Source organism: Micromonospora saelicesensis, assembly GCF_900091575.1.
Lineage (GTDB): Bacteria > Actinomycetota > Actinomycetes > Mycobacteriales > Micromonosporaceae > Micromonospora > Micromonospora saelicesensis.
The window spans coordinates 1319971-1333222 of sequence record NZ_FMCR01000001.1 but is presented as its reverse complement, the minus strand read 5'-3'; the positions used below and the strand labels follow the sequence as shown (position 1 = coordinate 1333222).

10 protein-coding genes are annotated in these 13252 nt (G+C 72.3%); 3 read left to right on the top strand and 7 right to left on the bottom strand.

Annotated features, from left to right (window positions below; genetic code table 11):
* Positions 1 to 219: 219 nt before the first annotated feature.
* The 4 genes from GA0070561_RS33495 to pdhA form a co-directional block, all read right to left on the bottom strand.
* Positions 220 to 357, bottom strand: a complete 138-nt coding sequence (locus GA0070561_RS33495) for a hypothetical protein (protein WP_165435866.1) — start codon at positions 355 to 357, stop codon at positions 220 to 222.
* Between the two features lie 217 nt (positions 358 to 574).
* Positions 575 to 2032, bottom strand: coding sequence for a dihydrolipoamide acetyltransferase family protein (locus tag GA0070561_RS06320; RefSeq protein ID WP_091397484.1), 1458 nt, complete (start codon positions 2030 to 2032; stop codon positions 575 to 577).
* Positions 2033 to 2037: 5 nt separating this feature from the next.
* On the bottom strand, positions 2038 to 3027 hold the full coding sequence (locus GA0070561_RS06315) for an alpha-ketoacid dehydrogenase subunit beta (RefSeq protein ID WP_091396229.1): 990 nt from the start codon (positions 3025 to 3027) through the stop codon (positions 2038 to 2040).
* Positions 3027 to 4202 carry a pyruvate dehydrogenase (acetyl-transferring) E1 component subunit alpha gene (gene pdhA, locus GA0070561_RS06310; RefSeq protein ID WP_091396226.1) on the bottom strand — a complete coding sequence of 392 codons (1176 nt, stop codon included), beginning with the start codon at positions 4200 to 4202 and terminating at the stop codon, positions 3027 to 3029. The genes GA0070561_RS06315 and pdhA overlap by 1 nt, the downstream gene beginning before the upstream one ends.
* A gap of 523 nt (positions 4203 to 4725) precedes the next feature.
* On the opposite strand from pdhA, the gene GA0070561_RS06305 reads away from it, so the two are divergent.
* Positions 4726 to 5595 (top strand): hypothetical protein, encoded by an 870-nt coding sequence (locus GA0070561_RS06305; protein WP_091396223.1) that lies wholly within the window; start codon positions 4726 to 4728, stop codon positions 5593 to 5595.
* A 65-nt stretch (positions 5596 to 5660) separates the two neighbouring features.
* Complete coding sequence (locus GA0070561_RS06300) at positions 5661 to 6284, top strand: phosphatase PAP2 family protein (protein ID WP_091396220.1); 624 nt, start codon at positions 5661 to 5663, stop codon at positions 6282 to 6284.
* 99 nt (positions 6285 to 6383) lie between these two features.
* Here the strand turns inward: GA0070561_RS06300 and GA0070561_RS06295 are convergent, their stop codons facing one another.
* The 3 genes from GA0070561_RS06295 to GA0070561_RS06285 are packed head-to-tail and all read right to left on the bottom strand — an operon-like array spanning position 6384 to position 11167.
* On the bottom strand, positions 6384 to 7607 hold the full coding sequence (locus tag GA0070561_RS06295) for a hypothetical protein (protein WP_091396217.1): 1224 nt from the start codon (positions 7605 to 7607) through the stop codon (positions 6384 to 6386).
* Between the two features lie 57 nt (positions 7608 to 7664).
* Positions 7665 to 9350, bottom strand: a complete 1686-nt coding sequence (locus tag GA0070561_RS06290; protein ID WP_091396213.1) for a GTPase — start codon at positions 9348 to 9350, stop codon at positions 7665 to 7667.
* Positions 9347 to 11167: a GTPase domain-containing protein gene (locus GA0070561_RS06285; RefSeq protein WP_091396210.1), complete on the bottom strand. Its 1821-nt coding sequence runs from the start codon at positions 11165 to 11167 to the stop codon at positions 9347 to 9349. Before GA0070561_RS06285 ends, GA0070561_RS06290 begins: the two co-directional genes overlap by 4 nt.
* Positions 11168 to 11387: 220 nt before the next feature.
* Between GA0070561_RS06285 and dnaK the strand changes: the two genes are divergently transcribed.
* On the top strand, positions 11388 to 13247 hold the full coding sequence (gene dnaK / locus GA0070561_RS06280) for a molecular chaperone DnaK (protein WP_091396207.1): 1860 nt from the start codon (positions 11388 to 11390) through the stop codon (positions 13245 to 13247).
* The last annotated feature ends 5 nt before the right edge of the window (positions 13248 to 13252 follow it).

The following is a 13252-nucleotide window of genomic DNA, read 5'->3' as shown; positions in this document are numbered from 1 at the left end:
GTCCAAGGAGCACTGGTCGTCACTCACCGTGGCCGGTTGATGTCGAGCAGTTTCTGTCGGCTCGGCCTCTGCCGGGTCGGCGGGCGGCGACCGAAGCCCACCGTACCGGGCGCTGCGGCAGGGCGGAATCCCGGTGGTGGTGGTTGGGAAACGCCGATGGCCCACCCGGTGGGCCGGGTGGGCCATCGATCTGGAGGAGGTGAGGAATGTCGTGGAGCGTCAGCTCATGTGACGCTGGGCGATGACGAGGATCTCCTCGCGAACCGCCGGCGAGTTCGCCGAGCGCAGCGCGTGCTCGATGGCACGGGCGCGGCGGGTCGCGTCGCGGTGGTTGCGGATTCGCTCGATCATGCTCATTGGTGGGTCCCCCTAGCTATTCGGTTGTCAGCCCCTGATGCCTCTATTCAACAGCAGAAGCCGGCGAAATTCCATCGATTATTAGGTGAGCTGAGACACTTGCCTAACAATCAAAGGTCAACAGGCCATCTGGCCGACGGTTCCGTCGCCCAACGGACACGGCCGGTGTGCCGGGCGTTAACCCGTGGCACACCGGCCGTGGCTGGCTTTCGAACGATCAGGTCCAGGCGAGCAGCGCCGCCTCCGGGTCCGTGAGGAAGTCGCCGACGTCCCGCAGGAACTTCGAGCCCAGCTCACCGTCGATGATCCGGTGGTCGAAGCTCAGCCCCAGCGTGGTGACCTGGCGAACCTTGACCTTGCCCTTGTGCACCCAGGGCATCTCCCGCACCGCGCCGAAGGCCAGGATCGCGGACTCACCCGGCGGCAGGATCGGTGTGCCGGTGTCCACCCCGAACACGCCGACGTTGGTGATGGTCAGGGTGCCGCCGGACATGGCCGCCGGCGAGGTGCGGCCGGACTTCGCCGTCTGCACCAGGTCGGTCAGCGCGTCCGCCAACTCCCGCAGCGAGAGTCGGCCGGCGTCCTTGACGTTGGGCACGATCAGACCGCGCTCGGTGGCTGCCGCGATGCCAAGGTTGACGTACTCCTTGACCACGATCTCGTCGCCCGCCCAGGTCGAGTTGACCATCGGGTGCCGTTGCACCGCCAGCAGCACCGCCTTCGCCACCAGCAGCAGCGGCGAGACCCGTACGTCGCGCCACTCCCGCCGGCCGCGCAGCCGGTCCAGGGCCTTCATCGCCCGGGTCACGTCGACGGTCAGGAACTCCGTCACGTGCGGGGCGGTGAACGCCGAGCGGGACATGTTCTCGGCGGTCAGCTTGCGGACGCCCTTGACCGGGATGCGTTGCTCCCGGTCGGCGCCGAAGCTGGGCGCGGTCGTCGCCGCGATCGGCTCGGCAACCACCACGCTCGCACCGCTCGCCGCCTGCTGCACGTCCTCCCGGGTGATCGAGCCCAGCGGCCCCGACCCGGTCAACGTGCCAAGGTCGACGCCGAGATCCTTGGCGAGCTTGCGCACCGGCGGCTTGGCCAGCACACCGCCGGTGGTCGTCGCGGCCCGCCCGTTCTGGGCCGGCGCCGCCACCGGAGTGGCCACCGGTGGTGGAGTCGGCGCGACCGGTGCGGGAGCCGCCACGGCCTGTGCCGGGACCGCGCCCTTGCGGGGGCGGCGCTTCGCGGCGGTGGTACGCGGGCCGTAGCCGACCAGGACCGCCGTCCGCCCACCCGGGGCCGCACCGCCGATCAGGCCGGGCTCGATCATGCCCTCGGCCGGTGCCACCTCCACCGCCGCCAGCGAGGCCGCCGACGGGGTGGGCAGGTCAGCGCTGGGCGTGGCCGTGGTCGACGGCGCCTCCAGCGGCCCGGCACCCGGGTCGGTGTCGATCGCGATGATCGGCGTACCGACCTCGACCGTGGTGCCCTCCGGGTGGTGGATCGCCTGGACCTGCCCGGCCCACTTCGCCGGGATCTCCACGGCCGCCTTCGCCGTCTCCACCTCGACGATCGGCTGGTTCAGCTCGATGGTGTCGCCGACCTTGACCAGCCAGGCCAGGATCTCGCCCTCGGTCAGCCCCTCGCCCAGGTCGGGCAGGTTGAACGTCTTGATCCGGGACATGTCGCTCACCAGCCGAAGGTGCGGTCGACGGCGTCGAGCACCCGGTCGAGGTCGGGCAGGTACTCCTCCTCCACCCGGGCGGCCGGGTAGGGGGTGTCGAAGCCGGTCACCCGCAGCACGGGCGACTCCAGGGAGTAGAAGCACTCCTCGGTGATCCGGGCGGCCAACTCGGCGCCGAGGCCGATGTTGGACGGCGCCTCGTGCACCACGACCACACGACCGGTGCGCTTCACCGACTCGTACGCCGCGGTCAGGTCCAGCGGTGAGAGCGAGCGCAGGTCGATGACCTCCAGCTCCCGGCCGTCCTCGGCGGCGGCGGTCGCCGCGTCCAGGCAGGTCCGCACCATCGGGCCGTAGGCCAGCACGGTGACGTCGGTGCCGGGCCGCACGACCCGGGCCGAGTGCAGGGGGTACGCGTCGGACAGCGGCGCGTCCAGGTCGACCTGGCCCTTCTCCCAGTAGCGCCGCTTGGGCTCCAGGAAGACGATCGGGTCGTCCGAGGCGATGGCCTGCTGGATCATCACGTACGCGTCCTGCGGGTTGGAGCAGGTCACCACCTTCAGGCCGGCGGTGTGCGCGAAGTACGCCTCCGGCGACTCAGAGTGGTGCTCGACCGCGCCGATGCCGCCGCCGAACGGGATCCGGATCACCATGGGGATGCTGAGCCTGCCGCCCGAGCGGTAGTGCATCTTCGCCACCTGCGACACGATCTGGTCGTACGCGGGGTAGACGAAGCCGTCGAACTGGATCTCGCAGACCGGCCGGTAGCCGCGGATGGCCAGACCGACCGCGGTGCCGATGATGCCGGACTCGGCCAACGGGGTGTCGATCACCCGCTGGTCGCCGAAGTCCTTCTGGAGACCGTCGGTGATCCGGAAGACGCCGCCGAGCTTGCCGACGTCCTCGCCCATGATGACGACCTTGGGGTCGTTCTCCAGGGCGCGGCGCAGACCGGTGTTGAGGGCCTTGCCGATGGTGAGCGTCTCCGTGGCCATCAGTGGGCGCTCCCCTCGAACGACTCCATGTAGCGGCTGAACTTCGCGCGCTGCTCGTCGAGCAGCGGAGACCCGTTGGGGTAGACGTGGTCGAACATCGTCACCGGCTCCGGGTTCGGCATCTCGAGCACCCGCTCGCGCAGGTGCACCGACTCGCGGCGGGCCTGCTCGTCGACCTCGGCGAAGAAGTCCGCGTCGGCGATCTGCTGCTTCTCCAGGAAGGCCTTCACCCGGGCGATCGGGTCCTTGGCCTGCCACGCCTCGACCTCGCTGGCGATGCGGTAGCGGGTCGGGTCGTCGGAGGTCGTGTGCGCGCCCATCCGGTAGGTGTACGCCTCGATCAGGCTCGGGCCCTGCCCGAGGCGGGCGTTGTCCAGTGCGGTGCGGGTGACCGCGTACGTGGCGAGCACGTCGTTGCCGTCCACCCGTACGCCGGGGAAGCCGAAGCCGGCGGCCCGCTGGTAGAGCGGGACACGGGTCTGGCGCTCCAGCGGCTCGGAGATCGCGTACTGGTTGTTCTGGCAGAAGAAGACCAGCGGCGCGTTGAAGACGCTGGCCCAGACGAACGCCTCGTTCACGTCGCCCTGGCTGGTGGCACCGTCGCCGAAGTAGGCGATCGCCGCCTCGCCGTCGTCGGTGCCGGTCTTGCCGTCGATGGTGATCCCCATCGCGTAGCCGGTCGCGTGCAGGGTCTGCGCCCCGATGACGATGGTGTACATGTTGAACTTGAACTCGTTCGGGTCCCAGCCGCCCTGGTCGACACCGCGGAACAGGCCGAGCGGCATGATCGGGTCGATGCCCCGGCAGTAGAGGACGCCGTGCTCCCGGTAGGTCGGGAAGGCCATGTCCTGGGTACGCAGCGCCCGCCCGGAGCCGACCTGGGCGGCTTCCTGGCCGAGCAGGCTGGCCCAGAGGCCCAGCTCGCCCTGACGCTGGAGAGCGGTCGCCTCGGCGTCCAGCTTCCGGACCAGCACCAGGTCGCGGTAGAGACCGCGGTATTCCTCGTCGGTGAAGTCGACGCGGTACTCGGTGCCGTCCGGCCCGGTGGCGCTGTCGATCCGCTCGCCTTCGGGGGTGAGTAGCTGCACCAGCGCGGGGTCGCCGGCCGCGCCCTTCCTGGAGCGGGATGCAGCCCGCCTGCTGCGGGTGGTGCCCCCGGGGTCGCCCTTTGCCATCGGTCTCTCCCTGTCGTGTCTGCGTCGGCACCGGGGGGTCACCCGGCCGCGCAACTCGTGCGCCTGCCCGGCTGCTGCCGGACCGGTTCCTGGCGGCCGCGCCTAGCCCCGGTGGGGGTTGCCGCACGGCGTGATCCGGGTTCTGGCCGAACCCGGATCGGGAGCGCCGGCGCTCAACCGCGCCTGCCGCGAGGGTGCGCGGAGGTCACGGCTGCGTTGCCGTCGTGCTCCATATTCGCAGAGCAGGTGAGCGCGCCCACAGTACGCCTGCCCCCGCAATGCGACCGCCCATGCTTTGACGCCGTTTGTCGCCATCATGCCGGCCCGCGTTTCCCATGCGATGCGGCACGATTCGTCACCGTTCGGGCAGCACCGCGTGTCGACACGCGGTGGAGGTTGGCTGACCCACTGTGACTGCGCGAGGCTGATTCCCGCAGGATCGCGCCTATCGGGTCATTTGTCGGGTTTACGCCCCGGCGGCGTCCATCCATGTCCTCCGACGGCCGACGACTAGGGGTGTGCGGTGTACGAGCCAGGTGACGGTCCCGGCACGCCAGCGCTTGGTCGGCACCGGTCGGCTGGCGGCTACCGCCGGATGGTCGGTGTCCACCGGGCCCCCGGCGCCGGTGGCCCCTCCCGCGGTTACCTGCTCACCGTCGCGCTGCTGGCCGGCACGGCGTCGATGCCCATCCTTGCCGCGATCAGCGCGGGCTCGGCCACCCCTGGCAGCACCGCCCTACCGGACAGCAGCACCCCGTTCATGCCGACCCCGTCCGTCGGGCCGGTGGTGATCCCCATGCCGATGACCAGCCAACCACCGCTTCCCCCGCTCGGCACACCCAGCGTCGGCCCGACCAGCGGCTGGTTGCCGGCCGCCCCGTCGCGTCCACAGGAAAGGCCCGCCGCCGCCGATCCCGGGCCCGCCCGGTGGACGACCGCCCCGCCGGTGGCACCGAAACCCACGCGGAGCACCTCGCCGCCGGTACCCCCGCCCGTCGTTCCGCCACCGCCTACCGACCCGGACCCGACCGACCCCGACCCGACCGATCCGCCGGACCCGGACCCGACCGATCCGCCGGATCCGGACCCCACCGACCCGGACCCGACCGGCTCGGCCGATCCCGATCCCGATCCGACCCTGACGGTGGACCCGACGCCCACACTGGACCCGACGCTGGGGCCGACACCCACTCCGACCGACGACGCGACCGCGACCGCCGTGCCGACCAGCACCCGGTCCGTCCCGGCCCCCACGCCCACCCCGCCCGCTTCGCCGACCCGCCGACCCAGCCCGGCGATCCCGTCGCCGTCGGCCGTCGTCTCGACGCCCAGCGTCAGGCCGGCGCCACTGGCCGGACCGACGTATCCTGCGGGTTGGCCGGCGGTACGGTGACGATCAGGCGCGGCCCGTCCGGCGACGGCGGCGTTCGGCGGTAGGCGCGTACCGGAGGGGGTGGCGTGGGCGGCGGTGCGGAACCCCGCCCGGTCACCACCCGGCCCGGCCCGGGGTTGCGGATCGCCCGGCTGGTCACCGAGGTGACCGCCCCGGCGGTGCTCGTCTCGCTGCTGATCATCACGGTGAGCTGGCACAGCGCGAGCCGCCCCGGTCAGGGCCTCGTCTGGGGTCTGCTCGCCACTCTCTTCGTCACCGGCATTCCGTTCGCCTACATCGTCGGCGGGGTCCGCCGTGGCCGGCTCACCGACCACCACGTCGGCCGCCGGGAGCAGCGCCGGGCGCCGCTGCTGGTCGGCCTCGGTTCGGTCGCGGCGGGGCTCGCCCTGCTCGGCGTGCTCGGCGCGCCCCGCCCGGTGCTGGCACTGGCGGTGTCCGGCCTCGTCGGCCTCGTCGTGGCCGTGTCGGTCAGCCACTGGTGGAAGATGTCGATCCACTCGGCGGTGGCCGCCGGCACGCTGGTCATCCTGATGCTGACCTTCGGGACGCGGCTGGTCGTCGCCGTACCGCTGCTGGCGGTGGTCGGCTGGTCCCGGGTACGGCTGCGGGACCACACGGTCGCGCAGGTGCTGACCGGAGGTGCGCTCGGCGCCCTGATCGCCGCGGTGATCTTCGGCCCGCTGCGCTAGCCCGGCCCAGGGCACGCGGTGTGCCGCTCGGCCCCCTGGCGGGCGATGCCGGCCGGCCCCAGGGTGGGCGGCGCCTAGCCGCCCACCCCTCGAACGCCGTCAGGCGCCGTCGTCGGCGAGGCGGTGGCGGTTCGCCTCAATCCACGCGTCCAACGCGGCGGGGTCGTCCGGGTCCACCCCGTCGGCCATCAACTGCGCCACCGCGGCGGTGGCCGCGCTGCGCCGCTCACCGGTCGAGTAGAGGCGGGCGAACTCCGGCACCATCTCCTCGATCGCCTCGTCGGTGCGCGTCGCCGCCGCCTCGGGCAGCCCGCGCTGGCGCGACGCGTACCGCGCCCAGGCCCGCAGCACCCGGGGAAGCATCGCCGCGTCGTCCATGTCCAGTACGGCCCGGCGGTGCACCCAGTCGAGCAGGAAGAGCCCGGACACCGCGGGACTCCAGCGCATCGGATCGGCGTCCGGGAAGCTCGCCGAGTGGTCCAGCAGCAGGCTCAGGCAGAAGTGCAGGGAGGCCAACTCCGGGCCGTCGACGGCGTCCAGCCCGAAGCGGGCGGCCTCCGGCGCGGCGAGGAACCGCCGGACCAGGTCGGTGCGCTCGGCCGCGGAGAGCGGCTCGACCTCCGCCGGACCGGTCGGGTCGGCCGCTGTGGGCAGTATCGCCAGCCGGGCCCCGACCAGTGCCCGGTCGGTGGCGAGTGACCCTTCGCCGGGCAACTCGCCCAGGTCGTCGGTGACCGCCAGATGGCGAGCCACCTCGCCCCGGAACCGGGCTGGATCTTCGGTACGGAACCAGGTCAGCTCATCGTCGGCGCACATCTGCCGGACCTGGTCCAGGATCCGTTCGGCCGGCCCGCCCACGAAGATGTCCTTGGTGATCCCGATGTTGTGGTCCACCAGGGCCACCAGCGCGTGCTCCGAGCCGCCGGTCTCGTCGTCGTAGGCGAAGGTCGCGAGGTAGGAGGTCTGGTCGCCGTACACGTCGCCGTACGCCCAGGTGCCGGTGAGGTGCACCCGGCCGAGCTGGGCCGTCCAGGTGGGCGCCTGGCTGCCCGGGCGCACCCGATCGGTGCCCTCGGCGGTCGGGACGAGCGTGGCGAAGACCTGCCGGATGGTGGTCGCCGCCGCGATCCTGCGGCGGGCGGTGGCGGCGAGGAAGCCGGTGACGAACTCCCGTACGGCGGCGTCGCGGTCGGTCTCCGCGATCGCGTAGACACTGCCCAGCAGGGCGCTGCCGAGCATCTCGGCGTCGAGAGCGGACTCCAGCTTGGTCACGTCGCGTGCGGCGTGCAGCACCGCGTCGTAGGGGGTCTGAGGCGTGGCCATGCTCCGACCCTACGCCGCCTGAGGCGTACGCAGAGCGGTAGCGAGCCGTGCGGAGCGTCAGCGGCGCGCGGCGTCCCGCAGCGCGTCGCGTGCCTGCGCGTACGAGCCGAGCACGATCCGTACCGGTGTCAGCACGTACTCGTCGCCCACCTGGGCGACCCGCGCAGTCAGCCGCTGGTCGGCGCGGGCCCGGGCGCGCCGGGCGGCCCAGCGCACCACCGGCCGGGTCAACGCCGCCACCAGCAGCCCGGCGAGCAGGCCGCCGAGCAGCAGCACGGTCGGCAGCGGTACCTGACCGACCATCGGGTTGTCCAGTGCGGGCAGGCCGAGCGCCCGCAGCGCGTAGCCGAGCACCAGCCAGCCCAGCCCGACCACGGCGGCGAGGGTGACCAACCACTGCACACCGCCGACGAACCGCCACCACAGCGGGCGACGGTCGAGGCCGAGATCGGTGCCGGCGATCGTGCGATCCAGGGCGTCCGGCAGGTCGCCGAGGCGGGACCGGGCGGCGGAGGTCACCGCGCCGGGCCAGGCGGCGGGCAGATCGGCGGCGGCCCGGTCGGCCACCGCGCGGATGGCGAGACCGAGCGCCGAGCGCTGGGCGGCCGTCGGGTCCGGTACCGAGGTGGCCGCCACCAGGCTCTCCGCCGGGTCGGCCTGGTCGCCGGTCGGACCGGGCAGGTGCAGCCGACGCAGCGGGTCGGGTCGCAACCGCCGCCAGCCCCGGACCACGGGCCAGCCGGTGGCCGCGCCGGCCCGGTGCCGGTACGCCCGCTCCACGGCCTCGGTCACCGCCGGCACCCCGGCCGCCCCGGCCAACGCCCGGTTCAGCCCGTTGACGGCGGTGTCGTCCGGCCCGCCCGCCGGCTGGGCCGAACCGACCAGCTCGTCCAAGCCGGCGACGACCGTGTCGACGTCACCCGCGAGCCGGCGCAACGCGGCCTGCCGCTCGGCGACCGTGCGTTCCAGCGCGTTGCGCAGCCCGACCATCCCGGCCGGATCGATGGCGGTGGTGGCCAGCAGGGGCACCCCGGTCAGCCCGTCGGTGTCGAGCAGCCGACGCAGGTCGTCCAGGACCCGGGGCACCTCGGCCGGGGGCAGCCGGTCGGCCTGGTTGAGCACGACCAGGGTGACCTCGCGGTGCCGGTGGAACTCGCGCAGGTAGCTGTCGTGGATGACCCGGTCGGCGTACTTCTGTGGGTCGACCACCCAGACCACCTGGTCGACCAGGCCCAGGAGTCGGTCCACCTCGAGCCGGTGCGATCGTTGCACCGAGTCGAAGTCGGGCAGGTCGAGCAGGATCAGCCCGTGCAGGGCCGTCTCGTCGTCCGCGTCCAGGGCGCTCTCCCGGACGAAGCGGTGTCGGGGCAGTACGCCGATCCAGTCGAGCAGATGGTTGGCGCCCTCCAGCGGCCCCCACACGCAGGCGTGGGTGACGCCGGTGGTCGGCCGGCGGACCCCGACCGGCGAGAGTTCCAGTTGGGCCAACGCGTTGAAGAGGCTGGACTTGCCGCTGCCCGTGGCACCGGCCAGGGCGACCACTGTGTGGTCCCGGGACAGCGCGAGCCGGGTGCCGGCCCGTTCGACCACTGTGTGCGCGGGCACCAGGTCGGCGTCCGGCAGCAGACCGTCCACGGCGGTCAGGAACCGGCGTACCGCGTCCAGGCGGGCGATCAGCGCGTCGGCGTCGACCCGCTGGTCCCCGCGGAACACCTCGCGTACCCGGCCGGCGATGTTGCTCACCGGGAACCCTCCTCGTCGGCGGCGGACAGGCCGCTGCGGTGCCGGGCCAGCTCGACCCGGCCGGCGGCCCGGCGCAGCCCGTCGCCGGCGTCCTCGGCGGGGCGCGCGTCGGCGGTGCGGCTCAGGAAGCGGTCGGCCTCCGCGCCGAGCAGCGTCCGCACCCGGTCCAGCAGGTCGGTGCGGGCCTTGGCGGCGAGGGTACGCACCGCCTGGTCGCCGAAGATCGCCTGGAGGACGGCCTGTGCGGCGACAGTGGTGCCGGCCCCGGTGGCCAGCTCCAGCCCGGTCGGGATGAACGCGGTGGAGGCGAAGACGGCGATCATCACGGCCAGCCCGGTGGCGTTCACCGCGTACGCGGCGGTGCGGGCCACGAACCGTTTGTCACCGCCCTCGACCCGGACCAGTTCCAGCACTCCGCGCTGCCAGTCCCGGACCATGCGCTCGGCGCGTTCGGGCAGGTCGGCGCTCGGGTGGGCGAGCGCCGGATCGAGCAGCCCGGCACCGGCCGGGTGTGCCTTCCACCCGGTGTACGCGGACTCGGCGGCCTCCGAGGCCACCCCGCGCAGCAGCGTCACCAGTTGGGACTCGATGGCGTTGCGCAGCTCGGCTGCGGGTGCCGGCCGGCCGGTGACGGCGGCCACGACCCGGTCCCGGAGGCGGCCGATCCGTGCCTCCAGCGTGCGGAACAGCTCGCCGGTGCCGACGAACTCCTGCCAGCGGGCGAGCACCTCACCCCGGAGCAGCCGGCCGTCCTGGAGCCCCTGCTCGACGGTGCGCTCGGCACCCCGGTACGCGGCCCGGACCCGTTCGTCCAGACCGTCGGCGGCGGCGAGCTGCTCGTCGGCGGCGTCGGCCAGATCCTCCACGGCGGGGTGGAGTGCGGCCAACGCCCCGTCGAGGGTCTGGCGGACCACCGCCGCCCGCGCGTCCACGTCGGCGGCCAACCGGGCGAACCAGTCGGCCAGTGGGGCGGTGACTCCCTCGGGCAGCAGCCCCTGACCGTCGACCCAGGTCTCGGGCAACACGAACAGCGGTGCACGCCCGAGGTCCTGCTCGGCGAGCATCTCGGTCAGGTGCGCGGCGATCTCGTCGGTGGCCTCGGCGGGCACCCGGTCCAGCACCATGGCGATCACCGCGCCGCGCGCCCGGGCACTGCGCAGCAGCTCCCAGGGCACCGCGTCGGCGTACCGGGCCGCGGTGGTGACGAAGAGCCACAGATCGGCGGCGGCCAGCAGTTGGGTGGCGAGCGCCCGGTTGGCGTCGACGACCGAGTCGATGTCGGGCGCGTCGAGGAAGGCCAGCCCGGCGGGCAGGGCCGGGGCGGTGACGAGGTGCAGGGCGCGCGGATCGTCGCTCGGCTCGGTGGTGCGGGTCAGCCCGGGCAGGAGGTCACCCTGCCGGAACCAGGCCGCGTCGGACGGGTTGCAGACCAGCACCGGGGAGCGGGTGGTCGGCCGGAGCACGCCGGCGGCGCTGACCCGGGCCTTGACCAGGCTGTTGACCAGGGTCGACTTGCCCGCGCCGGTGGAGCCGCCGACCACCACGAGCAGTGGGGCGTCCAACCGGGCGAGCCGGGGCAGCAGGTAGTCGTCGAGTTGGTCGGTGAGTGCGGTGGCGCTGTGCCGGGCCGAGTTGGCAGAGGGCAGCGCGAGGGGATACCGGGTCGCGCCGATCGCCTCCCGGAGGCCCGACAGTGCGCCGGGGAGGCTGTCGTCCCCGGTGGTGGCGGGCGGCTCCTCCGCGGCGTCCGGCGGGTCGGTACGGGCTGCGACGGCGGGCGCACCGGAACGGGTGGCGGGATCGCCGTGCGTCGTCACCGCTAAAGCGTGCCCGACCGATGCAAGGGAAGACAACCGGACGGTAATAACGGCTGGGTTGCGTCGGGTTGACTCAAGTCAACTTGACGATTGGTCAACGCGTGGCACTATTGAGTCAAGTTCACTCAACTTGTGGTGGGGCCCGCTGCGGGCGGTGCTCGCCAGCAGCCCACGGGCGACGCCCGTCACCTGCACAACCTTACGAAGCGAGGAAGCGAAGATGGCACGTGCGGTCGGTATCGACCTCGGCACGACGAACTCCTGCGTCAGCGTTCTCGAGGGCGGTGAGCCCACCGTCATCGCCAACGCTGAGGGGTCGCGGACGACTCCTTCGATCGTCGCGTTCGCCCGCAACGGCGAGGTGCTCGTCGGTGAGGTCGCCAAGCGCCAAGCGGTGACCAACCCGGACCGGACGATCCGGTCGGTCAAGCGCGAGGTCGGCACGAACTGGTCCGTCGACATCGACGGCAAGAAGTACACCCCGCAGGAGATCTCGGCCCGGACGCTGATGAAGCTCAAGCGGGACGCCGAGGCGTACCTGGGTGAGCAGATCACCGACGCGGTGATCACCGTTCCGGCCTACTTCAACGACAGCCAGCGCCAGGCCACCAAGGAGGCCGGTGAGATCGCCGGTTTCAACGTGCTGCGGATCGTCAACGAGCCGACCGCGGCTGCCCTGGCGTACGGGCTGGACAAGGGCTCCAAGGAGCAGACCGTCCTGGTCTTCGACCTTGGCGGCGGCACCTTCGACGTCTCCCTGCTGGAGCTGGCCGAGGGTGTTGTGGAGGTCAAGTCGACCAGTGGTGACAACCAGCTGGGTGGCGACGACTGGGACCAGCGGATCATCGACCACCTGGTCAAGACCTTCCGTGGTGAGCACGGCATCGACCTCAGCCAGGACAAGATGGCCCTCCAGCGGCTCCGTGAGGCCGCCGAGAAGGCCAAGATCGAGCTGTCCGCCGCCACCACCACCAACATCAACCTGCCGTACATCACCGCCGGCGCGGCCGGCCCGCTGCACCTCGACGTGACGCTCAGCCGCGCCGAGTTCCAGCGGATGACGCAGGACCTGTTGGACCGTTGCAAGGGCCCGTTCGAGCAGGCAGTGAAGGACGCCGGGATCAAGATCTCCGACGTCGAGCACGTCATCCTGGTCGGCGGTTCGACCCGGATGCCCGCCGTGACCGACCTGGTCAAGCAGCTCACCGGTCGCGACCCCAACAAGGGCGTCAACCCGGACGAGGTGGTCGCCGTCGGCGCCGCTCTCCAGGCCGGTGTGCTCAAGGGTGAGGTCAAGGACGTCCTGCTGCTCGACGTGACCCCGCTGAGCCTGGGCATCGAGACCAAGGGTGGCATCTTCACCAAGCTGATCGAGCGCAACACCACCATCCCGACCAAGCGTTCCGAGGTCTTCACCACGGCGGACGACAACCAGCCGTCGGTGCTGATCCAGGTGTTCCAGGGTGAGCGGGAGATCGCGGCGTACAACAAGAAGCTCGGCACCTTCGAGCTGACCGGCCTCCCGCCGGCGCCGCGTGGCGTGCCGCAGATCGAGGTCGCCTTCGACATCGACGCCAACGGCATCGTCAACGTGCACGCCAAGGACCTGGGCACCGGCAAGGAACAGAAGATGACGATCACCGGCGGCTCCTCGCTGCCGAAGGACGACATCGAGCGGATGCGCCGGGACGCCGAGGAGCACGCGGAGGAGGACAAGCGCCGCCGCGACGACGCCGAGACCCGCAACGTGGCCGAGGCTCTCCAGTGGCAGACCGAGAAGTTCCTCGCCGAGAGCGGCGACAAGCTGCCCGGTGAGAACCGCGAGCAGCTCAACGAGGCGCTCGGCGAGCTGCGTGGCGCCCTCGGCGGTCAGGACATCGAGAAGATCAAGTCGGCGCACGAGAAGCTGGCGCAGGTCTCCCAGCAGGCCGGTTCGCTGCTCTACTCGCAGCAGGCCGAGCAGGGTCAGCAGCCGGGTGGCGAGCCCGGCCCGGGTGCGACCGGCGCGACCGGCGCGCAGGCCGGCGGCGCCGACGACGTGGTCGACGCGGAAATCGTGGACGAGGACGGCAAGAAGTGACCGTC